Genomic DNA, 20,712 nt, shown 5'->3' with positions numbered 1-20,712 from the left:
GTGGCACTTGACGTGTTCACCGACCTTAACAAGGTCCGCAACATCGGTATTATGGCGCACATCGACGCCGGTAAGACCACCACCACTGAGCGCATTCTGTTCTACACCGGTATTAACCACAAGATCGGTGAGACCCACGACGGCGCTTCCACTATGGACTGGATGGCTCAGGAGCAGGAGCGAGGTATTACCATTACCTCCGCAGCAACCACCTGCTTCTGGAAGGACAACCAGATCAACATTATCGACACCCCCGGTCACGTCGACTTCACCGTTGAGGTTGAGCGCTCCCTGCGCGTCCTCGACGGCGCAGTTGCTGTGTTCGACGGCAAGGAAGGTGTTGAGCCCCAGTCTGAGACCGTTTGGCGCCAGGCTGACAAGTACGATGTCCCCCGTATCTGCTTCGTCAACAAGATGGACAAGATGGGTGCTGACTTCTACTTCACCGTTCAGACCATCATCGATCGCCTGGGCGCACGCCCGCTGGTTATTCAGCTCCCCATCGGTGCTGAGAGCGACTTCCTTGGTGTTGTCGACCTGCTCGAAATGAAGGCATACGTCTGGCCCGGCGACGCCAAGGGCGACGTGACCATGGGCTCCTCCTACGAGGTTCAGGACATTCCTGCTGACCTGGTTGAGAAGGCTGAGCAGTACCGAGCTGAGCTGGTTGAGGCTGTTGCTGAGTCCAGCGAAGAGCTCATGGAGAAGTACCTCGAAGAGGGCGAGCTGACCATCCCCGAGATTAAGTCGGGTATCCGTCAGCTGGTTATCGCCGGCGAGGCATTCCCCGTTCTCTGCGGTTCTGCATTCAAGAACCGCGGTGTTCAGCCCATGCTGGACGCTGTGATCGAGTACCTGCCCTCCCCGCTGGACGTTCCGGACGTTGTCGGCTCCAACCCCTCCAACGAGGAAGAGAAGCTGACCCGTAAGGCATCTGCTGATGAGCCCTTCGCAGCGCTGGCGTTCAAGGTTGCAGCTCACCCGTTCTACGGTCAGCTAACCTATACCCGCGTTTACTCCGGTGTTGCAGCTCAGGGCCAGCAGGTCCTGAACTCCACCAAGGGTAAGAAGGAGCGCATCGGTAAGCTCTTCCAGATGCACTCCAACAAGGAGAACCCTGTTGAAGAGATCACCGCAGGTCACATTTACGCTGCGATTGGTCTGAAGGACACCACTACTGGTGACACCCTGTGCGACCCCGCACACCCGATTGTTCTTGAGTCGATGACCTTCCCCGATCCTGTGATCTTCGTGGCTATTGAGCCCAAGACCAAGGGTGACCAGGAGAAGATGTCCACCGCTATCCAGAAGCTTTCCGCTGAGGACCCCACCTTCACCGTTTCGCTGAACGAAGAAACCGGTCAGACCGAAATTGGTGGTATGGGTGAGCTGCACCTGGACATCATCGTTGACCGTATGAAGCGTGAGTTCAAGGTTGAGGCTAACGTTGGTAAGCCTCAGGTTGCTTACCGCGAGACCATCAAGAAGGCAGTCGAGAAGGTCGACTACACCCACAAGAAGCAGACTGGCGGTTCCGGTCAGTTCGCAAAGGTGCAGGTCTCCTTCGAGCCCCTGCCCCTGGATGGCGAAGAGCTGTATCTGTTCGAGGACAAGGTCACCGGTGGCCGCGTTCCTCGCGAGTACATCCCTTCGGTCGACGCTGGTATCCAGGACGCTATGAAGTTCGGTGTCCTCGCTGGCTACCCGATGGTAGGCGTGAAGGCAACCCTGATCGATGGTGCGTACCACGACGTCGACTCCTCCGAAATGGCGTTCAAGATCGCTGGTTCGATGGTCTTCAAGGAAGGCGCTAAGCGCGCTAACCCGGTCCTGCTCGAGCCGCTGATGGACGTTGAGGTTCGTACCCCCGAGGAGTACATGGGCGACGTTATCGGCGACCTGAACTCCCGCCGTGGCCAGGTTCGTTCTATGGAGGACGCATCCGGCGTTAAGATTATCAAGGCTATTGTGCCCCTGACCGAAATGTTCGGTTACATTGGCGACCTGCGCGGCAAGACCCAGGGTCGTGCAGTGTTCTCGATGGCATTCGATAGCTATGGCGAGGTTCCCAAGAACGTCGCTGACGAGATCATTCAGAAGAGCCGCGGCGAGTAATTTCCGCGTCTTATCCGTGGGCCACGGGCTAAAAACCTGTGGCCCACACCAAAATTTTCAATTAAATCCATTATTGAGAGCATGAACAGTTTCATCTCTGCGGCGTAATCCGCTATTGTAGACGCTAGACCGTTTTATAACGGGATGCGCCGGAGCGAAGATCCGCGTGCATGTTTTCAATCGTTCTAGGAGGAACACTCTTGGCTAAGGCTAAGTTCGAGCGCTCCAAGCCTCACGTTAACGTCGGTACCATTGGTCACGTTGACCACGGTAAGACCACCCTGACCGCAGCAATCTCCAAGGTTCTGGCTGACAAGTACCCGGACCTGAACGAGAAGCGCGACTTCGGTATGATCGACTCCGCTCCCGAGGAGCGCCAGCGCGGTATTACCATTAACATTGCTCACATCGAGTACCAGACCGAGAAGCGCCACTACGCACACGTTGACGCTCCCGGCCACGCTGACTACGTCAAGAACATGATCACCGGTGCGGCTCAGATGGACGGCGCAATCCTCGTGGTTGCAGCTACCGACGGCCCCATGGCACAGACCCGCGAGCACGTTCTGCTCGCTCGCCAGGTTGGCGTCCCCACCCTGCTGGTTGCACTGAACAAGGCAGACATGGTTGACGACGAAGAGCTCCTCGACCTCGTCGAGATGGAGGTCCGTGACCTCCTCTCCTCGCAGGAGTTCGACGGCGACAATGCTCCCGTTGTTCGCGTTTCCGCACTGAAGGCTCTCGAAGGCGATCCCGAGTGGGTTGCTAAGGTCGAGGAACTCATGGACGCAGTCGACACCTACATTCCGGACCCCGTTCGTGAGAAGGACAAGCCCTTCCTCATGCCCATCGAGGACGTCTTCACCATTACCGGTCGTGGCACCGTTGTTACCGGTCGTGCAGAGCGCGGTACCCTGAAGATCAACTCCGAGGTCGAGATTGTCGGTATCCGCCCGATCCAGAAGACCACCGTTACCGGTATCGAGATGTTCCACAAGCAGCTCGACGAAGCATGGGCAGGCGAGAACTGTGGTCTGCTGCTGCGCGGTCTGAAGCGTGACGATGTTGAGCGTGGTCAGGTTGTCGTGGAGCCGGGCTCCATCACCCCCCACACCGAGTTCGAGGCAAACGTCTACATCCTCTCCAAGGATGAGGGTGGCCGTCACAACCCCTTCTACTCCAACTACCGTCCTCAGTTCTACTTCCGTACCACTGACGTGACCGGCGTTATCACCCTCCCCGAGGGCACCGAGATGGTTATGCCCGGTGACAACACCGAGATGACCGTTACCCTGATCCAGGAAATCGCAATGGAAGAGGGCCTCGGCTTCGCTATCCGTGAGGGTGGCCGCACCGTTGGTTCGGGTCGTGTTACCAAGATCATCAAGTAATTGCCGTAAATTTACGACAATTCGCTAAAGATCTGCCGGAGCGGAAACTCTCCATCAGGTAGCGATACTCAAGGACCCCCGCATCTGCGGGGGTCCTTTTGTTATGCCCTTTTGAAGAACTAAGGAGGCCGAAGCGCCGTCTGATTTTTAGCGGTGGAACCCATACACGACAGCGGTTATGGGCTTATAGCGGCCGCTAAAAGCCACTGGGATCCGCTGAGAAACCTCTGAGAGGAGCTAGAGAATAAAACCGAATGCCATGGTAGAAAACGCCAAAGCTAAGGGTTGCGAGAGCCATCTATGCTGTACGGCTGATATTTCTTCTTAAGGACTTACCAAAGGCCTCCTACAGCCCTGGCTCCGACGCCGAGGCTGCAGTTACAAGCCGTACCGAATCTTCTTATTTTCCTCCTACTGCGAAGCCTCACAGGGCCCTACGCGCAAAGAATACTATCCCCCTATAAGTGACACTCAGGAACCATGCAAGCGCTCTTGCCGAGCACAAACGGAGAGGGTGAAGATAGAGGATCTGAGGAGCGAAGAACAAAAGCTTATTTCTTGGTGCGGAGAAAAACTAAAGCTGGTTGCTTGAGAGTAAAGAAAAACGGTTCCCAGCCCGAAGGCTGGGAACCGCAATTCGAATGACTGCCCCCTCGGAAGGGACATAGGTAGTCCTACTACAGAATGCTGCAGTAGCATAGCCTATATCTGCAGCAGGCTAGATATTTTCTTCGTCACGAGGCTGGTAGCCCTGCGGAGAAACCTGGCGTTGCTGCACCTGAGCGTTAGCCACCTGGTTCTGAGGGTAGGTACCTTCAGTCTGGGGCTCCTGGGGGTAGCCAACAACCTGAGCGGGACCTTGCTGGGATGCGACAGCATCCTGCTTATTCTGTCGAGCCAGCAGACGCCAGATAACGCCTGCGATGAGCAGAATAGAGATGATGAACAGGGTGAGCGGGTTCAGACCGGTGAGCAAAATCGCTAGGTCGAGGGTGACCAGGGCGGCCGCAATATAGGTCCAGACTCGGTCGAGCAGCAGAGCGCTCAGAAGAGTCAACGCGATACCGAGTACCAGGACCACGATATCCGGACCGTCAGCAGGAACTGCCCACGTTACCAGGGTGAGGAATACCTGCAGACCCAAAGCCCAGTACAAGGGAGCGTCCGATACCTGCGTATCCAACGGCTTCTTTACAATGAGGTTGCTGAGGACCTTCGCAGCGGTGAACGCCAGGAGCGCCAGAAGAATAACCTCAAGAATCACACTCAGCGGGTTGTAGTCTAAGTAATCAAGGACCAGACGGGCAATGAAAAGGCTGAACGCAACAGTGCCAATAGCTGGCAGACTCTTAGGCTTAGAGACCGATACGAAGGATAGAGCAAACAAACCCCAAAGAAGGGCGTTGAGCTCCACCTGCTCGTAATCGAAAATCAAGCCGAAGAACGTCATGAATCCCAACACGCACAGCGCCGGAATCATCAGCAACGTATTGACCGGAGCGTAGATCGCTTGGGCCAGGGAGCGGCGCGGCGTAAAACGCGGATAGGGCGAACCGAGCGGACCGTGCATCGGCAGCTTAAGCGTCCTATTACCGGCCGGGACAGAGATGTACGGGCGAATAGTAGCCTTTGCACCAGAGACCTCGACCGGGAGCATCACCTTCAGAACGAAAAGGATAATAACGGCAAAGAGCGTGTAGTACCCCAGAAGAGTGACTTCCATGATGCTCTTCTTAGCGTGGAAGAGATTCCACAGGGAGCCAATGCAGAAAATGGTAACGCTGATGGAAGCGCCAATCTGCATGTAAGGCGCCTTGAAGAAGATTGCCACCGCCCAGAGAACAATCAGGAGAGCCGGAGTAGCTACTGAAAGCAGAAGCTGATCAATATCTGCCATAGTGTGGACTGCGCTCAGTACAGCGCCAAGGGTGAAGAAGCTCGCTGCTGCGTACGCCTCGTAGATTCGCTTGGAACGTGCGTAGAGCAGTACGCTACACAGAGCTTGACCAACCAGCAGAACAATGAACAGGAAGTTGACTACAGAATCCTTCACGTTGCCGCTGATGGCGAGCAGAACAACAGACCAGCAGATGGGGAAACGAGCAATAGTGAGTAGCTCGGAACGGACCGAAGAACCTGCAGCAATGAAAAGGCCAAGTGCCACGTAAATGACCGTCAGAACGGCAGGCAAAGCTACTGCAACATATTCTTTCTGCGGACCGAAGAGCAGATAGTGTCGAGAGCCAATCATAGCGATGGCGAGGGCTGTGTAGAGCGCGATACGCACGGCGCTGACCACGGTGGAGCGGACAGAACCAACAATATCCGGAAGTTGCAGGGCCCGACCCAGCAGAAGAGCGCTCAGAGTGCTGACGAAAAGAACGGCTCCAGCGAACAGGGAGAAAATGATCCGGAAGCGGTCATGTACGGCACCGTCAATAATGCTGATGCTATATCCTGCAAACAACGCGAAGACGCCCAAGATGAGGTATGCCGCCATCTCATTGAGTCGGTAGCTCGCATTCTGCGCTGCCCTATTCTGAGAGAACGCAAAGGTCAGTAGCGCGATAGCTGAGCAGACCATAGCAAACATCAGAGGCGATTCAGAAGTTTGCATCTCGGGAATGAGAGCAAGGAAGAGCTGAATCATGCCGATGGCATAACCAATATTGCTGAGCACAGCTCCAGCAGTTCGCATCTCAGGGGCTTTAGCACTGAGCAGGTAGATAACAATAGCAGCGGCAAAGAAGAGATAGAAGGTGCCCTGACTATTGGGGGAGAGATACATGGCAATCACAGGAATGACTGCCGCAAAAATCATGAGCACCAGAGGCTGAACTGCCTTGCGGTAGAGCAAGAAACTCACAATGCACAGGACGCCAATAACCCAGGGAGCGGGGAAGAGCCCCTGCTGGCCTTCTGCATAGGGAAGGAAAGTGCTCCAGCGTGTTACATGTGCCGAGCTGTGAGTCGCATAAGTTGCGTAGAATGCATCCAGGACCGTCAAGAAGGAGAAGAAAACACCGATGCACGCGTCAACGGCAGGTAGCCATGCCTTCTTGCCAGTACGAGGCTGAAGAGCATCCTGAGCCCAGGGAATAGGGGGCATCTGCTGATTCGGAGCGACATAATACTCGTGAGAGTCAACCATCTCACCAATGTTCTGCTGCAAACGCGGGACAAAAGCGTATACGGAAATTATGTTCACAAGCAGAACTGAAACAAAGAAAATACTCGGGAACCATGGGCCGTGATTCAAATCCAGAACGAAGCACAGGACTGAAGCAATGGGGTAGATACGAGCCTGAGCGTAGTTATCCGCTGTACCGTTCAGCCAGGTGAACAGAATGGCGTGCACAGACATAAGCGCAAAAGCAATACCCGCGTCCGTGTAGCTCAGATCGTTAGTGAAGAAGAAAATAGCGATGGCCGTAGCCGGAACGAAAATACGAGAAGAATCAACGAGACCTTCGCGGATGCCCTTCGGCGCAGCGTTCGGCGCAAAGTGCAAAATCAGTCCCAGTACGGTGGCAACAACGGTCAACGAGACGAAATACCAGACAAAAGGCAGGTAGGCGACTTTTGTTGCTGACAGAGAGTCCGAAACGATAAACGAAATCAGCAGGTACGCCATCACGCGGTTGCGCATGAGAGTACAGGCTCCCACAATGGCGGCTGTGCCAACTAGGGAGGTGAGAAACCAGATGTAACGTCCCTCTGTCCAAATCTCAAGGACATAGACGGCGATACCGGTCAGAGGGATAAACGCCAGACCGGTCGCTGCAAAAGAGTAGGAGGCGATACGTAAACGCTCAACGAAACGGTAGGTGAGCAGACCGGCAGAATAGAAGAGGACGGCTCCGAGACCCAATGCGACGACGCGGAAAATAGCAGTCTCATCCTTAGAAGAGGTAACCGAGGTGACGAAAAGACCAGCGGCACCTATAAGCAAGAGCGAGCCAATGTACAGAACAATATTGAGGAAGATGTCTTCATTGACTCGGCGTCGTTGTACAGGAGGCTGAGAATATACGCCCGCTACCGTAGAGGGAGTATGCGTACCAAGAGCCGGTTGCTGAACATGCTGAGGGCTCTGGGTTGATGAGTGAGAGCTAGAGGGCGCCTGATGAGGTTGTGTCGGCTGAGACATAGTTTCTCCTTAGGCTGTAGTGATACTTCTACAATACGAGAGCTTTCAGCACTAAAACCTTTATTGCGGGCAATAAAGCGCATGGAACTTACTGAAAATAGATTGAAAGCTCCCTGAGAGCTACATCGGGGGGGGGGCACCCCCCCGGCTGATAGAGATAGTTAAGTGTTCTTAAGCACTTAACTCGTGTTTGTATTGCGCAAGCGCTCTATCTCTGAGAGAATTGACGACGTTGTCAAAGCGTCTACCTGCACTAAAGGTAGGCCCACGTATGACCCGGTCCGAAGGATGACGGGATGAGTCTGTCTAGAAAATAGGCGACACGCCCGAGTTCGGGGGTCGGTACTCAGGCGGGGTGAGGAACCCGGCAAAGCCGGATTCAGTCCGTTCTGAGTGGCGCACGTGATGAATATATCGCGTTCCTTAAGCGCTATAACAAAGGGGCAAAAGCTCCGATACAGGGAATACATCAAGAAAGAGAGTCCGACAGATGGCGGGACAGAAAATCCGCATCCGTCTGAAGTCCTATGACCACGAGGTCATCGATTCTTCGGCACGGAAAATCGTCGAAACGGTAAAGGGCGCAGGCGCAACTGTAGTTGGCCCCGTGCCGCTGCCGACCGAGAAGAACGTTTACTGTGTTATCCGTTCTCCCCACAAGTACAAGGACAGCCGCGAGCACTTCGAGATGCGTACGCACAAGCGTCTGATCGACGTTGTTGATCCGACCCCCAAGGCTGTTGATGCCCTCATGCGTCTCGACCTGCCGGCAGACGTAAACATCGAGATCAAGCTGTAGAGGATCGCATCTAATGACTAATAAATTCGAGCGCCAGGTGAAGGGCCTGTTGGGCACCAAGCTCGGCATGACCCAGGTCTGGGACGAGGACGGCAAGTTTGTGCCCGTCACCGTCGTTAAGGCTGATTCTAACGTTGTTACCCAGATCCGTAACCAGGAAACTGACGGCTACGAAGCTGTTCAGATTGGTTTCGGTGCAATCGACTCTCGCAAGGTTACCAAGCCCCTGGCTGGTCACTTCGAGAAGGCCGGTGTTACCCCCCGTCGCCACATCGTCGAGCTGCGTACCGCAGATGCTTCTGAGTATTCCCTCGGTCAGGAACTGACCGTTGAGCTCTTCGAAGCAGGCCAGAAGGTCGACGTCGTTGGTAAGACCAAGGGTAAGGGCTTCGCAGGTGTTATGAAGCGTCACGGCTTCAAGGGTGTTGGCGCGTCTCACGGTCAGCACAAGAACCACCGTAAGCCCGGTTCCATCGGTGGCGCATCCTACCCCGCACGCGTGTTCAAGGGTATGCGCATGGCTGGCCGTATGGGCGCAGCACGTCACACTACCTTGAACCTGACTATCCAGGGTGTGGACGCAGAGAACAATGTCCTGCTGATCAAGGGCGCAATCCCCGGTCCCAAGGGCGGCGTTGTTCTGGTTCGTACCGCTGTGAAGGGAGCCTAATACATCATGGCTGTTAAGACCCTTAAGGTAGACCTGCCCGCAGAGATTTTCGACGCGCAGGCATCCGTGCCCCTGCTGCACCAGGTTGTCGTTGCACAGCTCGCTGCTGCACGCCAGGGCACCCACAAGACCAAGAACCGCGGCGAGGTTTCCGGTGCAGGCCGTAAGCCCTTCAAGCAGAAGGGTACCGGTAACGCACGTCAGGGCTCCATCCGCGCACCGCACATGACCGGCGGTGGCGTTGTTCACGGTCCGACCCCGCGTAACTACGCACAGCGCACCCCCAAGAAGATGATTGCCGCTGCACTGCGCGGTGCTCTCTCCGATCGCGCTCGTCACGACCGCGTCCACGTTGTCGAGAACTTCATCTCCGGTGAAACCCCCTCGACCAAGGCTGCAAAGGCTGCATTCGCAGCTATCACCGAGCGCAAGAACATCCTTCTTGTGATTGCTCGTGCAGAGGACGTTGTGGCTCTGTCCGCACGTAACCTGGAGAACGTCCACGTTCTGTACGCAGATCAGCTCAACACCTACGATGTGCTGGTTTCGGACGACGTGGTCTTCACCAAGGCAGCATTCGACGCATTCGTTGCTGCAGCTCAGAAGAAGGAGGGCGCTAAGTAATGAGCGTTTCCACCAAGTCTGTATACGACGTGATCCTCGCTCCCGTCGTTTCCGAGAAGAGCTACGGTCAGCTCGACGAAGGTAAGTACACCTTCGAGGTCGCAACCGATTCCAACAAGCTGGAAATCAAGCAGGCCATCGAGAAGATCTTTGACGTCAAGGTTGCTTCCGTCAACACCATCAACCGTCAGGGCAAGCGCAAGCGCACCCGTTTCGGTTGGGGCGCTCGCAAGAACACCAAGCGTGCGATTGTGACCCTCAAGGAAGGCACCATCGACATCTTCGGCGGTCCGCAGGCATAAGTCCCGCGGAGACCACTTTAACGAAGGAAGAAATATCTAAATGGGTATTCGTAAGTACAAGCCGACGACCCCGGGTCGCCGCGGTTCGAGCGTTGCTGATTTCTCCGAGATCACCCGCTCCACCCCGGAAAAGTCCCTGCTTCGTCCGCTTCACAAGACCGGCGGCCGTAACAACACCGGCCGCATCACCACCCGTCACAAGGGTGGCGGCCACAAGCGCCAGTACCGTCTCATCGACTTCCGTCGTCACGACAAGGACGGCGTTAACGCACGCGTTGCACACATCGAGTACGATCCCAACCGTACCGCTCGCATCGCGCTGCTGCACTACTTCGATGGTTCCAAGCGCTACATCATCGCTCCGAACAAGCTCGCTCAGGGCGACATCGTCGAGTCCGGCCCCGCAGCTGACATCAAGCCCGGTAACAACCTGCCCCTGCGCAACATCCCCGTTGGTACCGTGATTCACTGTGTCGAGCTCCGTCCCGGTGGCGGCGCAAAGCTGGCTCGTTCCGCAGGTGCTTCTGTACAGCTGGTTGCTAAGGAAGGCAAGTACGGTCAGCTCCGTCTGCCCTCCGGCGAAATCCGCAACGTGGATGTTCGTTGCCGCGCAACCGTTGGTGAAGTTGGCAACGCTGAGCAGTCCAACATCAACTGGGGTAAGGCAGGCCGTAACCGCTGGAAGGGCATCCGCCCGACCGTCCGTGGTGTGGTCATGAACCCGGTTGACCACCCGCACGGTGGTGGTGAGGGTAAGACCTCCGGTGGTCGTCACCCCGTTAACCCCAACGGTAAGCCCGAGGGTCGTACCCGCCGTCCCAACAAGGAAAGCGACAAGCTCATCGTTCGTCGCCGTCGTACTGGCAAGAAGCGCTAAGGAGCCTGAAACATGCCTCGTAGTTTGAAGAAGGGCCCTTTCGTTGATCAGCACCTCTACCTGAAGGTTGCAGCTCAGAACGAGAAGGGCACCAAGAACGTAATCAAGACTTGGTCGCGTCGCTCGATGATTATCCCCGACATGCTCGGTCACACCATCGCAGTGTACGACGGTCGCAAGCACGTGCCGGTGTTCATCACCGAGTCGATGGTTGGTCACAAGCTCGGTGAGTTTGCTCCGACCCGCACTTTCCGCAGCCACGTGAAGGACGACCGTAAGGGCAAGCGTCGCTAATCGGTTCACACCGATAAGCTAACGTTTCCCTTTCGGCAATAGACGAAAGAGAGATAGGCAATGGAAGCCAAGGCATCAGCGCGTTTCGTTCGCGTTACGCCTATGAAGGCCCGCCGTGTCGTCAACCTGATCCGTGGTAAGCAGGCGGAAGAGGCTCTGGCGATTCTGAAGTTCGCCCCCCAGGCAGCTTCGGAGCCGGTATACAAGATCGTTGCTTCGGCAGTAGCTAACGCTCGTCAGAAGGCAACCCAGCAGGGTCTGCCCTTCCGCGAGGAAGAGCTGTTCATCAGCGAAGCATTCGTGAACGAGGGCCCGACCATGAAGCGCATTCAGCCCCGCGCTCAGGGTCGCGCATACCGAATCAACAAGCGCACCAGCCACATCACCGTGGTAGTTGCTACCCCGGAGAAGGAGGAGGGCCGCTAAATGGGTCAGAAAATTCACCCGAACGGTTTCCGACTGGGCATCACCACTGACCACGTCTCCAAGTGGTTCGCTGATTCCAATAAGCCCGGCGAGCGTTACGCTGACTTCGTCCGCGAGGACGTAAAGATCCGCGAGCTGCTGGCAAAGAACCTGGATCGCGCAGGCGTTGCAAAGGTCGAGATCGAGCGCACCCGTGACCGCGTGCGTGTGGACATCCACACCGCTCGTCCCGGTATCGTGATTGGCCGACGTGGCGCAGAAGCAGACCGCATCCGCGGCGAGCTCGAGAAGCTCACCAACAAGCAGATTCAGCTGAACATCCTCGAGGTTGCTAACCCCGACCTCTCCGCTCAGCTGGTTGCACAGAGCATCGCAGAGCAGCTCGCATCGCGTGTTGCATTCCGCCGTGCCATGAAGAAGGCAATCCAGTCCGCACAGCGTGCAGGTGCAAAGGGTATCCGTATCCAGTGCTCCGGCCGTCTGGGTGGCGCTGAAATGTCCCGTTCCGAGTTCTACCGCGAAGGCCGTGTGCCCCTGCACACCCTGCGTGCGAACATCGACTACGGCTTCTTCGAGGCTAAGACCACCTTCGGTCGCATCGGCGTGAAGGTCTGGATCTACAAGGGCGACCTGACCGACAAGGAGCTGGCAGCTCAGCAGGCAGCAAACAACCGCCGTGGCAACCGCCGCGATGGTGACCGCCGCCGCCAGGGCAACCGTGGTCCTCGTCGCGAGCGCCGCAACGAGAACGCTTCGGCAAAGGTCGAGGCCAAGACTGCAGAGAACGGTGAGGCATAAATGCTTATTCCCCGTCGAGTAAAGTACCGCAAGCAGCACCACCCCAAGCGTAATGGTCTCGCAAAGGGCGGCACCGAGGTTAGCTTCGGTGAGTGGGGCATTCAGGCCCTGTCGCCCGCATACGTGACCAACCGCCAGATTGAGGCTGCACGTATTGCAATGACCCGTCACATTAAGCGTGGCGGTAAGGTTTGGATCAACATTTATCCCGACCGTCCGCTGACCAAGAAGCCCGCTGAAACCCGTATGGGTTCCGGTAAGGGTTCGCCCGAGTGGTGGGTCGCAAATGTCAAGCCGGGTCGAGTCATGTTTGAACTCTCCGGTGTGTCCGAAGAAGTGGCTCGCGAGGCAATGCGCCTTGCAATCCACAAGCTCCCGATGAAGGCACGTGTTGTGCGTCGCCGCGAAGGTGGTGAATAAGCGAGATGGCAGTAGGATCCAAGGACCTGAGCATCGATAAGCTCGCAGAGCTCTCCAACGAAGAGCTGGCTGCAAAGCTGAGCGAAGCGAAGAAGGAACTCTTCAACATCCGCTTCCAGGAAGTCACCGGTCAGGCTAACGCAGGTCGTCGCCGCACTATCAAGCGCGACATCGCACGTATCTACACCGTGCTGCGTGAGCGCGAGCTCGGTATTCGTCCCGCAACTGAAGGTGAGTCCAAGTGAGTGAAGTAAAGAACGAAGAGCGCGGCTACCGCAAGACCCGCCGCGGCTACGTTGTCTCCGACAAGATGGACAAGACCGTTGTCGTCGAGGTCGAGGATCACGTGAAGCACGCACTGTACGGTAAGGTCGTTCGCCGTAGCTCCAAGATCAAGGCACACGATGAGCAGAACGCTGCTGGCATCGGTGACCTCGTTCTGATTGCAGAGACCCGTCCGCTGTCCGCTTCCAAGCGCTGGCGTATCGTGGAGATCATCGAGAAGGCTAAGTAAGCCCTTTTCATGATTCTCTGTTAGAGCAGTAAAAGAACCCCTCTCCTACCTAGGTAGGAGAGGGGTTCTTTTCGTAACCTTCGTGCGAGAAGAACTGTGGTGGGGCGCGCCCTATGGCATGGGCTAATAACAGACGCTAAGACAATGTTTGTCATAAATGTCTTGATACGTCATACGAGAGAGTAATATTTTTCTCTTGTTTTGATGGTGCAATCCATGCGTAGACGCTGCTAGAGAAGAAAGCGCATGTGGAGACGGAATTGTGATGAAAAAATGAAGAATAATGCGGGAGTAAGGTGTCTAGGAACTATGACACCTGATGAAAAGCACTTGAAATAACCTAACTAGGCACTTAATATCAACTTTATAGTTGCTTAGCATAACCTTGCCCAATAATCAGTGGGGTGGCTTTGCATCTTCCAGAGGTTGCACGACCTTTGGAGAAGTACCACTACATATTATCGAGGATCAGCATGATTTCTTCGCCCAAGCCCTCACGTAAGCTGCTCGCCATTGCAGGCGCACTTTCCGTTGTTGCAGGCTCTTTCGCTACCGTTCCCGCTACCTTTGCGGCAAACGTTTCCGCATCCGTTCCCGGCGGAAACTCCCAGACTTCTACTGAGGAATGCCGTCACATTGCAGTGAGCGCTACCCAGTACCAGGGTCTGCCCGGCCAGTACCAGCTGGCATACTCGGCGGCAACCTCCTCCCTCTACACTTCATTCTCTTCCGGACGCCCGCCGATTCTGACCGGTGGCGTCGGCACCTGGAACGTTGCATCCACCCCGAGCCTTTCTACTGTCTACCAGTTCCCGACCGCGGACTTTATTGGACGTGGTGCTACTGCACCGACCGGTAAGCAGATCGAATCTCCCTACGGTATTGCCTACGACGAAGCAACCGGATACGTATGGGTGACCCAGACCCGTGTCAACAAGGTATCTGTCTTCGATCCCGCGACCAATAAGATTATTTGGAGTAGCGCAGAAGGCGACGTCAATCACCCGCGTGAGGTACGCATCGACCCCTCTAGTGGCAAGGTCTTTGTATCTGGCTCTGGCGGCATTAGCGTCTTCGATACTACCTCGCACACCCTGGTCAAGAAGATTGAGTTCACCGACGCCAAGGGAGAATCGGACATCGCAATGAACATGCACGTGGACTCCGCCGATGGCAAGCTCTACGTGCCCTCCCTGAGCGCCGGCACCGTGAAGGTGATTGACACCAAGAGCTACGAGGTCGAGAAGACCATTCAGCTGCACAAGGAAAATGCTGAAGCTGCTCTGAACGCATCGGACGTCACTGTAGACAAGTCCCTGAAGGAAATTTACGTCAGCTCCCAGGGTGACCGTAAGGGCACTAACTCCGGTATCACCGCCTACGACCTGGAAACCGGTGCCTACAAGAAGACCATTCCTTTCGGTACCCAGGCCCTCGCCCTCGCCTCCGATGAAGCCCGTGACCTGCTGTACGTGACCGATTACGGTACCGGCAATGTCGGTGTTATTGATGCACGAACTGGTACCGTTGTTTCTCAGGTGTCTACCGGCGCAACTAGCGGTGCAAATGATGTTCTGGTCACCGCAGATGGCAGCGCATACGCTGTAGCCCGCAGCATCGAAGGCACTTCCGCTATCGAAACCGACTACACCATCGATAAGACCACCGGCGAATATCGCACCTCTAGCACGGAGCCCAAGGGCAAGGACAACGCAGATTCCCCGATCGTTCCCGGCGTTATGGTGAAGATCAACACCACCGTTGAAACCACCGCGAAGCCTACCGCGCAGACTTCTTCTGAAGAACTGGTGAAGACCTACGCCGACGGCGCTAAGCTCTACGCTGTGAAGGACTGGACCACCGGTGAAACTCTGAAGCTGCGTGGTGAAGGTTTCAAGACTCAGGACGGTTCAAAGGGCTCCGTACTTGCAGTCAAGCTCAACAAGGGCCGCATCTCTGCCAAGGAAGAGCCGAAGTTCAACGGCGTTGACGGCAACAGTGCGGGTGTCTGGGCGTACATCCAGGCAGATGAGAATGGTAACTTTACTGCTGAACTGCCGTACCCGACCACTGAGAACTCCAACCTGACGGAAAACCTGAAGAACGGCGATAAGGTATCGGTCTTCCTGCTCTCCGGCTCCATGGTTGAAGGTGATACCGCACGTGGTGGTGAAGCGCTCTCCGCAACTGTTGCAGAGAAGAAGGCAGACACCACTGAGACCTGCGCACCGGCGGAAACCACCCAGGTCGCCGCTGCTCCTTCTGGCGTGACTACCACTTACCCCGTCGGTACTAAGCTGAGTCTGCCTGATAGCAACGAGCCCACCCCGGCTCCGAGTGAGTCTGCTAAGCCTGAGCCGACTACTCCGGCTCCGAGTGAGTCTGCTAAGCCCGAACCGAGTACCCCGGCACCCTCCGAAAGTGCAGAATCCAACGAGATTGTGCACGAGTACAAGGATGGCGCAAAGGTCTACTTCCCCAAGACCTGGGACGGCCAGAAGCTGACCTTCCGCGGTGAAGGCTTCAAGACTCGGGATGGTAAGGGCTCCATTATCGCTGTCAAGCTGAACAAGGGCGCTATCTCTGCAAAGGAAGAGCCTAAGCTTGAAGGTGTTGAAGGCAATAGCGCAGGCATCTGGGCTTATATCAAGGCGGATGAAAACGGTAACTTCACCGCAACCATCGACCGCCCCACTGTAGCGAACTCTAACCTGTCTGAAGAGCTGAAGACCGGCGATAGCGTTGCTATCTATCTGCTCTCCGGTTCCCTGGCAGAGAACGATAACGCACGTGGCGGCGTTGCTGTAGAGTACACCTTCAGCACCGAAAATAAGGTACCTGCACCTGAGGCATCGGAGCCGAAGGCATCCGAGTCGGCCAACGCACCTGTAACCAACCCCTCTGATGCTCCGTCTGCACCTGCAGATGCCAAGGAACAGGCAAAGGAGCAGCCTGCTAATGATCAGTCCAAGGCTCCCGCGGATTCTTTGAAGTCCGAGGCGCAGAAGAAGGACAGCACCGCCCCGAAGACCTCCGGCTCTTTGTCGCAGAATGTTACCTCTTCCAGCAACGGCTCCACCTCTTCGAACCCCTCGAAATCTTCACTGGCTAACACCGGTGCTTCGGGCGTCGTCGTTGCAGCTGGAGTTGGCGTTCTTGCCCTGATCGTTGGCGCAACTGTGCTTGTAGCACGTCGTCGCAAGGCATAGTCCGTACCCCACGGTAGCTCACGATACTACCGCTCTGTAGTAACTAAAGAGGTAGGGCGGGATCTGCAGGATATTTAAGAACCCGATTTATCCTCTGAAACTGCCGGTAGACATTGAAAGGGGCGGTACCCATCAAAGCGATGGGTACCGCCCCTTTCAGCTTGTCCATATGTCTGTTATAGAGGTGGAAGGCCTAGACCAGAGTCAGAAGTAGCAGCGAGACGGGGGAGAGAGAAGGAATGAGAGAAATAGGGGAGGGCGAGGCGGACCTTCTGCATTCGCCCGTCCATATTTGACCAGTTAACAGCCCGTAAAAGATGAAATGTAGGGTTCTGGTACCTCAGATATAAAGAAAACCCGCACCGAAGTGCGGGTTTGTGTCAAAGCGAGGTTCGGTCCCTAGACAAACGGATTAGCGAGGAAAAAGGGACCCAAGAAATCTGTCCGATAAGGACCGAACCTCTTATTTGACGCATGCGTCTCTTCTATTATGGTACATCTTGCTGATTTTCGCACCTTGAAGCACATTTATTACCAAAAAACTTGATTTTTGAAAAAACGACCCTTAATTTCTAAATTTTTAAGCAGATTTTTTCAGAGCACTGCTTTGGTGGAGTTCAAGGGTGGCGAAATATGGCGCCATTGCTATGAACAAGGCAGAGGACTACCCTGCAGATTAAGGTTCCCCGCGTGCTGGATGTGCGCTTTGATGAATACTGCGAGGCTCTAGAAGAGAATTGGTAGGGAGAAGCCTCTTGTCCATGACGGTACCGCGAAGTATATGTGTCCTGGCTACTGAGTGAAGAGCGGTCGATATACCTAAAAACAGTCCCGGCCTTCCCTCTGATGCTGTGTGTGCGCTTGTGAGGTGGGAGAGTAGGACTGGGGTGATCTCTTGCTAGCTGCGGCAAGTCTGTCGTGGAAGTACAGTAAAGCGTAGTAAAATATAAATATCTATCTTCCTTGTTTTACACATTGTTTGATAGATTTCTCGAGGCCCCTTCAGTTTCTTATGCGTCAGGAACTACACGAAGGGGCCTCCTGCTTTAAGTGTCAAATAATGGACCTTCTCAATCGATGGTGATGTGGGATATGGGGTTTTACTCTATAAACCCGGCTATCTCCAGAGATAGGGTGGAGGAGACCGAAATCATAGTCGATCAACTCTTGCGCTACATACCTGCTTCCTGTACAGTGTTAAGACTGTGTGGCTGTATCCAAATAGCTGCACAACCACGGGCTTCTCGTGCCAGTGCATAATGCCGCTACTTACGGGTGGGATACGCCCGCTTCACGCGGGTCCAAATGCTTCTGGCATGGGTTTGCCCCAGGCGTTTCCGCTAACCCCTTCCATAGAGATGGGGCCCGGGGCGTCAACCAATCCCGTAAAAATGTTCCGCAAGGCTGGCTCGCGCCTAAAGCGAGTCGGAACCGGCGAGACGACAGGAGAAATATGATTCAGCAGGAGTCGCGACTGAAGGTCGCCGACAACACTGGTGCGAAGGAAATCCTGACCATCCGTGTTCTCGGTGGTTCCTCGCGTCGCTACGCAGGCATTGGCGACATCATCGTCGCAACCGTCAAGGATGCAATCCCCGGCGGTACCGTAAAGAAGGGTGACGTTGTCAAGGCAGTCGTCGTCCGCACCAAGAAGGAAACCCGTCGTCCCGACGGTTCCTACATCAAGTTCGACGAGAACTCCGCAGTGATCCTGAAGAACACTGATGGTGATCCCCGTGGTACCCGTATCTTCGGCCCCGTGGGTCGTGAGCTTCGAGATAAGAAGTTCATGAAGATCGTTTCGCTGGCTCCGGAGGTGCTCTAATTCATGGCTAAGATCAAGTCCGGCGACCTGGTTCAGGTTATTTCCGGTGCAGATAAGGGCAAGCAGGGCAAGGTTCTGAAGGTTCTCCCCAAGGAAAACCGCGTGATTGTTGAGGGCGTCAAGGTCGTCACCAAGCACACCAAGGCTAACCCCCTGACCGGCGCAGCAGGCGGCATCCAGAAGGTTGAGGCACCGATCCACGTTTCTAACGTTGCGATTGTTGACCCCGAGACCAAGAAGCCGACCCGTGTTGGTTTCCGCCTCGAGACTGTAGAGCGTGACGGCAAGGAGCGCACCGTTCGCGTGCGCGTTGCTAAGCGTTCGGGTAAGGACATCTAATGACCGAAACCAAGATCACCCCCCGCTTCAAGACCAAGTACGCTGAGGTCGTCGTTCCCGCTCTGCAGGAAGAGTTCAAGTACGAGAACGTCATGCAGACCCCGAAGATCGTTAAGGTCGTCGTAAACATGGGTGTTGGCGAGGCAGCTCGCGACGCAAAGCTCATGGAAGGCGCAATCCGCGATCTCACCGCAATCACCGGTCAGAAGCCGATTGTTACCCGCGCTAAGAAGTCCATCGCACAGTTCAAGCTGCGCGAAGGTATGCCCATCGGCGCACACGTCACCCTGCGTGGCGACCGCATGTGGGAATTCCTGGACCGCCTCGTCACCCTGGCACTGCCCCGAATCCGCGACTTCCGCGGCCTCTCGGACCGCCAGTTCGACGGTAACGGTAACTACACCTTCGGTCTGACCGAGCAGTCCATGTTCCACGAAATCGATCAGGACTCGATCGACCGCGTGCGTGGTATGGACATCACCGTGGTGACCTCCGCGAAGACCGACGAGGAAGGCCGTGCAATCCTGAAGGCACTGGGCTTCCCGTTCAAGACCAACTAACGACTACGTTGTAGGTCCAGACCCCGTTACCGCGGGGTAGGGAAACCACAACGAGGAAGGGCTAAAGCCCACAATGACTATGACTGATCCGGTCGCAGATATGCTGACCCGTTTGCGTAACGCAAACTCCGCATACCACGACACCGTATCCATGCCCTACTCCAAACTGAAGGCTCGCATTGCTGAGATTCTGAAGGCTGAGGGCTACATCGCCGACGTGAAGGTTGAGGATGCAAAGGTCGGCAAGACCCTGACCCTCGTCCTCAAGTACGGTCCGTCCCGCGAGCGTTCTATCGCTGGCGTGCGTCGTATTTCCAAGCCGGGCCTGCGTACCTACGCAAAGTCCACCAACCTGCCCCAGGTTCTGGGTGGCCTCGGCATCGCAATCCTGTCCACCTCTTCGGGTCTGCTCACTGACAAGCAGGCTGCGAAGAAGGGCGTGGGCGGCGAAGTCATCGCTTACATCTGGTAGTCGGTTAGAAGAGAAAGGAAGAGAATAATGTCACGTATTGGACGTCTCCCCATCTCGGTTCCCGCCGGCGTTGAGGTTAAGGTCGATGGCAACCTGGTCACTGTTAAGGGCCCGAAGGGCGAGCTCTCCCACAAGGTAGCTTCCCCCATCACCGTGGCTCTGAACGAAAACGAGATCGTTGTATCTCGTCCGAACGACGAGCGTCTGTCTCGCTCGCTGCACGGTCTGACTCGTACCCTGATTCAGAACCTGATTATCGGCGTTACCTCCGGTTATGAAAAGAAGCTGGAAATTGTTGGTACCGGTTACCGTGTGACCCCGAAGGGTAACGACCTGGAGTTCGCTCTGGGCTACTCCCACCCGATCAACATCACCGCTCCTGAGGGTATTACCTTCGCAGTGGAGGGTGCTAACAAGCTGACTGTGTCGGGTATCGACAAGCAGCTCGTTGGTCAGGTTGCAGCAAACATTCGTGGTCTGCGTAAGCCCGATCCCTATAAGGGTAAGGGTGTTCGCTACGCAGGTGAGCACATCCGCCGCAAGGTCGGAAAGGCTGGTAAGTAAACATGGCTATCAAGTCGAAGGCAGCGCAGCGTGCACGTCGTCACGCTCGCGTCCGCAAGTACGTTTCGGGTACCGCTGCGCGTCCGCGCCTGTGTGTCACCCGTTCGACCCGTCACATGTTCGTTCAGGTTATCGACGATGTTAAGGGCGTAACCCTGGCATCCGCTTCCACCATGGAATCAGAGCTGCGTGCAGCTGACCTGGACAAGACCGCTAAAGCAAAGCGCGTTGGTGAGCTCGTAGCAGAGCGTGCCAAGGCAGCTGGTGTTGAGGCAGTCGTGTTCGACCGCGGTGGTAACAAGTACCACGGCCGTGTTGCAGCCGTTGCAGACGGTGCACGCGAGGGAGGTCTTGCACTCTAAT

At 55.7% G+C, this 20,712-nt stretch carries 21 protein-coding genes; 20 read left to right on the top strand and 1 reads right to left on the bottom strand.

What is annotated here, in order from left to right:
• Both fusA and tuf read left to right on the top strand, forming a co-directional pair.
• A complete protein-coding gene (gene fusA, locus QFX05_RS04500) occupies nucleotides 1-2,115 on the top strand; it encodes an elongation factor G (RefSeq protein WP_279741289.1) in 2,115 nt (704 codons plus the stop codon).
• 200 nt (nucleotides 2,116-2,315) lie between these two features.
• Nucleotides 2,316-3,506: an elongation factor Tu gene (gene tuf, locus QFX05_RS04495; protein ID WP_005504946.1), complete on the top strand. Its 1,191-nt coding sequence runs from the start codon at nucleotides 2,316-2,318 to the stop codon at nucleotides 3,504-3,506.
• A gap of 718 nt (nucleotides 3,507-4,224) precedes the next feature.
• Here tuf and QFX05_RS04490 read toward each other — a convergent pair.
• On the bottom strand, nucleotides 4,225-7,656 hold the full coding sequence (locus QFX05_RS04490) for a Fe2+/Zn2+ uptake regulation protein (protein ID WP_279741287.1): 3,432 nt from the start codon (nucleotides 7,654-7,656) through the stop codon (nucleotides 4,225-4,227).
• Nucleotides 7,657-8,146: 490 nt separating this feature from the next.
• Here QFX05_RS04490 and rpsJ point away from each other — a divergent pair, with 490 nt between their 5' ends.
• The 18 genes from rpsJ (at nucleotide 8,147) to rplR (ending at nucleotide 20,711) form a co-directional block, all read left to right on the top strand.
• Nucleotides 8,147-8,455, top strand: coding sequence for a 30S ribosomal protein S10 (rpsJ, locus tag QFX05_RS04485; protein WP_004005287.1), 309 nt, complete (start codon nucleotides 8,147-8,149; stop codon nucleotides 8,453-8,455).
• A 13-nt stretch (nucleotides 8,456-8,468) separates the two neighbouring features.
• On the top strand, nucleotides 8,469-9,125 hold the full coding sequence (rplC, locus tag QFX05_RS04480; protein ID WP_005504955.1) for a 50S ribosomal protein L3: 657 nt from the start codon (nucleotides 8,469-8,471) through the stop codon (nucleotides 9,123-9,125).
• 6 nt (nucleotides 9,126-9,131) lie between these two features.
• Nucleotides 9,132-9,749 carry a 50S ribosomal protein L4 gene (rplD, locus tag QFX05_RS04475; protein ID WP_005504957.1) on the top strand — a complete coding sequence of 206 codons (618 nt, stop codon included), beginning with the start codon at nucleotides 9,132-9,134 and terminating at the stop codon, nucleotides 9,747-9,749.
• On the top strand, nucleotides 9,749-10,051 hold the full coding sequence (gene rplW, locus QFX05_RS04470; RefSeq protein WP_279741285.1) for a 50S ribosomal protein L23: 303 nt from the start codon (nucleotides 9,749-9,751) through the stop codon (nucleotides 10,049-10,051). Before rplD ends, rplW begins: the two co-directional genes overlap by 1 nt.
• Nucleotides 10,052-10,091: 40 nt before the next feature.
• On the top strand, nucleotides 10,092-10,928 hold the full coding sequence (rplB, locus tag QFX05_RS04465; RefSeq protein WP_005504961.1) for a 50S ribosomal protein L2: 837 nt from the start codon (nucleotides 10,092-10,094) through the stop codon (nucleotides 10,926-10,928).
• A gap of 12 nt (nucleotides 10,929-10,940) precedes the next feature.
• Entirely contained in the window at nucleotides 10,941-11,222 is a 282-nt protein-coding gene (gene rpsS, locus QFX05_RS04460; RefSeq protein WP_004005282.1) for a 30S ribosomal protein S19, read from the top strand.
• A gap of 60 nt (nucleotides 11,223-11,282) precedes the next feature.
• Nucleotides 11,283-11,648, top strand: a complete 366-nt coding sequence (gene rplV, locus QFX05_RS04455; RefSeq protein WP_279741282.1) for a 50S ribosomal protein L22 — start codon at nucleotides 11,283-11,285, stop codon at nucleotides 11,646-11,648.
• Nucleotides 11,649-12,446 (top strand): 30S ribosomal protein S3, encoded by a 798-nt coding sequence (rpsC, locus tag QFX05_RS04450; protein ID WP_005504966.1) that lies wholly within the window; start codon nucleotides 11,649-11,651, stop codon nucleotides 12,444-12,446. It begins immediately after the preceding gene.
• Nucleotides 12,447-12,866 (top strand): 50S ribosomal protein L16, encoded by a 420-nt coding sequence (gene rplP / locus QFX05_RS04445; RefSeq protein ID WP_044150210.1) that lies wholly within the window; start codon nucleotides 12,447-12,449, stop codon nucleotides 12,864-12,866. It begins immediately after the preceding gene.
• 5 nt (nucleotides 12,867-12,871) lie between these two features.
• Nucleotides 12,872-13,111, top strand: coding sequence for a 50S ribosomal protein L29 (gene rpmC / locus QFX05_RS04440; RefSeq protein WP_005504969.1), 240 nt, complete (start codon nucleotides 12,872-12,874; stop codon nucleotides 13,109-13,111).
• Nucleotides 13,108-13,380, top strand: a complete 273-nt coding sequence (gene rpsQ, locus QFX05_RS04435; RefSeq protein WP_005508401.1) for a 30S ribosomal protein S17 — start codon at nucleotides 13,108-13,110, stop codon at nucleotides 13,378-13,380. The genes rpmC and rpsQ overlap by 4 nt, the downstream gene beginning before the upstream one ends.
• A 473-nt stretch (nucleotides 13,381-13,853) precedes the next feature.
• The gene (locus QFX05_RS04430; RefSeq protein WP_279741277.1) at nucleotides 13,854-16,589 is read left to right on the top strand and encodes an LPXTG cell wall anchor domain-containing protein; all 2,736 of its coding nucleotides are present in this window, start codon (nucleotides 13,854-13,856) and stop codon (nucleotides 16,587-16,589) included.
• Nucleotides 16,590-18,042: 1,453 nt separating this feature from the next.
• Nucleotides 18,043-18,414: a 50S ribosomal protein L14 gene (rplN, locus tag QFX05_RS04425; protein WP_005504986.1), complete on the top strand. Its 372-nt coding sequence runs from the start codon at nucleotides 18,043-18,045 to the stop codon at nucleotides 18,412-18,414.
• A 3-nt stretch (nucleotides 18,415-18,417) separates the two neighbouring features.
• Nucleotides 18,418-18,753 carry a 50S ribosomal protein L24 gene (gene rplX, locus QFX05_RS04420; RefSeq protein ID WP_005504988.1) on the top strand — a complete coding sequence of 112 codons (336 nt, stop codon included), beginning with the start codon at nucleotides 18,418-18,420 and terminating at the stop codon, nucleotides 18,751-18,753.
• Nucleotides 18,753-19,313 (top strand): 50S ribosomal protein L5, encoded by a 561-nt coding sequence (rplE, locus tag QFX05_RS04415; RefSeq protein ID WP_279741275.1) that lies wholly within the window; start codon nucleotides 18,753-18,755, stop codon nucleotides 19,311-19,313. The genes rplX and rplE overlap by 1 nt, the downstream gene beginning before the upstream one ends.
• A gap of 73 nt (nucleotides 19,314-19,386) precedes the next feature.
• Entirely contained in the window at nucleotides 19,387-19,785 is a 399-nt protein-coding gene (gene rpsH / locus QFX05_RS04410; RefSeq protein WP_005505003.1) for a 30S ribosomal protein S8, read from the top strand.
• Between the two features lie 27 nt (nucleotides 19,786-19,812).
• Nucleotides 19,813-20,349 carry a 50S ribosomal protein L6 gene (gene rplF, locus QFX05_RS04405; RefSeq protein ID WP_005505004.1) on the top strand — a complete coding sequence of 179 codons (537 nt, stop codon included), beginning with the start codon at nucleotides 19,813-19,815 and terminating at the stop codon, nucleotides 20,347-20,349.
• A gap of 2 nt (nucleotides 20,350-20,351) precedes the next feature.
• Nucleotides 20,352-20,711 carry a 50S ribosomal protein L18 gene (rplR, locus tag QFX05_RS04400; protein WP_279741272.1) on the top strand — a complete coding sequence of 120 codons (360 nt, stop codon included), beginning with the start codon at nucleotides 20,352-20,354 and terminating at the stop codon, nucleotides 20,709-20,711.
• Nucleotide 20,712: the final 1 nt, after the last annotated feature.

The sequence above is a fragment of the Rothia similimucilaginosa genome (assembly GCF_029850875.1).
Lineage (GTDB): Bacteria > Actinomycetota > Actinomycetes > Actinomycetales > Micrococcaceae > Rothia.
Note: the sequence above shows the minus strand (reverse complement) of the source record. Positions and strands in the feature narration are given on the sequence as shown.

What these genes read in the sequence shown, in the direction of transcription:
- rpsC (WP_005504966.1), top strand. Translation starts at nt 11,649, where the DNA reads ATGGGTCAGAAAATTCACCCGAACGGTTTCCGACTGGGCATCACCACT.
- rplR (WP_279741272.1), top strand. Translation starts at nt 20,352, where the DNA reads ATGGCTATCAAGTCGAAGGCAGCGCAGCGTGCACGTCGTCACGCTCGC.
- rpsJ (WP_004005287.1), top strand. Translation starts at nt 8,147, where the DNA reads ATGGCGGGACAGAAAATCCGCATCCGTCTGAAGTCCTATGACCACGAG.
- rplW (WP_279741285.1), top strand. Translation starts at nt 9,749, where the DNA reads ATGAGCGTTTCCACCAAGTCTGTATACGACGTGATCCTCGCTCCCGTC.
- rpsS (WP_004005282.1), top strand. Translation starts at nt 10,941, where the DNA reads ATGCCTCGTAGTTTGAAGAAGGGCCCTTTCGTTGATCAGCACCTCTAC.
- QFX05_RS04490 (WP_279741287.1), bottom strand. Translation starts at nt 7,656, where the DNA reads ATGTCTCAGCCGACACAACCTCATCAGGCGCCCTCTAGCTCTCACTCA.
- rplV (WP_279741282.1), top strand. Translation starts at nt 11,283, where the DNA reads ATGGAAGCCAAGGCATCAGCGCGTTTCGTTCGCGTTACGCCTATGAAG.
- rpsH (WP_005505003.1), top strand. Translation starts at nt 19,387, where the DNA reads ATGACTATGACTGATCCGGTCGCAGATATGCTGACCCGTTTGCGTAAC.
- rplB (WP_005504961.1), top strand. Translation starts at nt 10,092, where the DNA reads ATGGGTATTCGTAAGTACAAGCCGACGACCCCGGGTCGCCGCGGTTCG.
- QFX05_RS04430 (WP_279741277.1), top strand. Translation starts at nt 13,854, where the DNA reads ATGATTTCTTCGCCCAAGCCCTCACGTAAGCTGCTCGCCATTGCAGGC.
- rplC (WP_005504955.1), top strand. Translation starts at nt 8,469, where the DNA reads ATGACTAATAAATTCGAGCGCCAGGTGAAGGGCCTGTTGGGCACCAAG.
- rplN (WP_005504986.1), top strand. Translation starts at nt 18,043, where the DNA reads ATGATTCAGCAGGAGTCGCGACTGAAGGTCGCCGACAACACTGGTGCG.
- rplP (WP_044150210.1), top strand. Translation starts at nt 12,447, where the DNA reads ATGCTTATTCCCCGTCGAGTAAAGTACCGCAAGCAGCACCACCCCAAG.
- rpmC (WP_005504969.1), top strand. Translation starts at nt 12,872, where the DNA reads ATGGCAGTAGGATCCAAGGACCTGAGCATCGATAAGCTCGCAGAGCTC.
- rplX (WP_005504988.1), top strand. Translation starts at nt 18,418, where the DNA reads ATGGCTAAGATCAAGTCCGGCGACCTGGTTCAGGTTATTTCCGGTGCA.
- rplD (WP_005504957.1), top strand. Translation starts at nt 9,132, where the DNA reads ATGGCTGTTAAGACCCTTAAGGTAGACCTGCCCGCAGAGATTTTCGAC.
- rplF (WP_005505004.1), top strand. Translation starts at nt 19,813, where the DNA reads ATGTCACGTATTGGACGTCTCCCCATCTCGGTTCCCGCCGGCGTTGAG.
- rplE (WP_279741275.1), top strand. Translation starts at nt 18,753, where the DNA reads ATGACCGAAACCAAGATCACCCCCCGCTTCAAGACCAAGTACGCTGAG.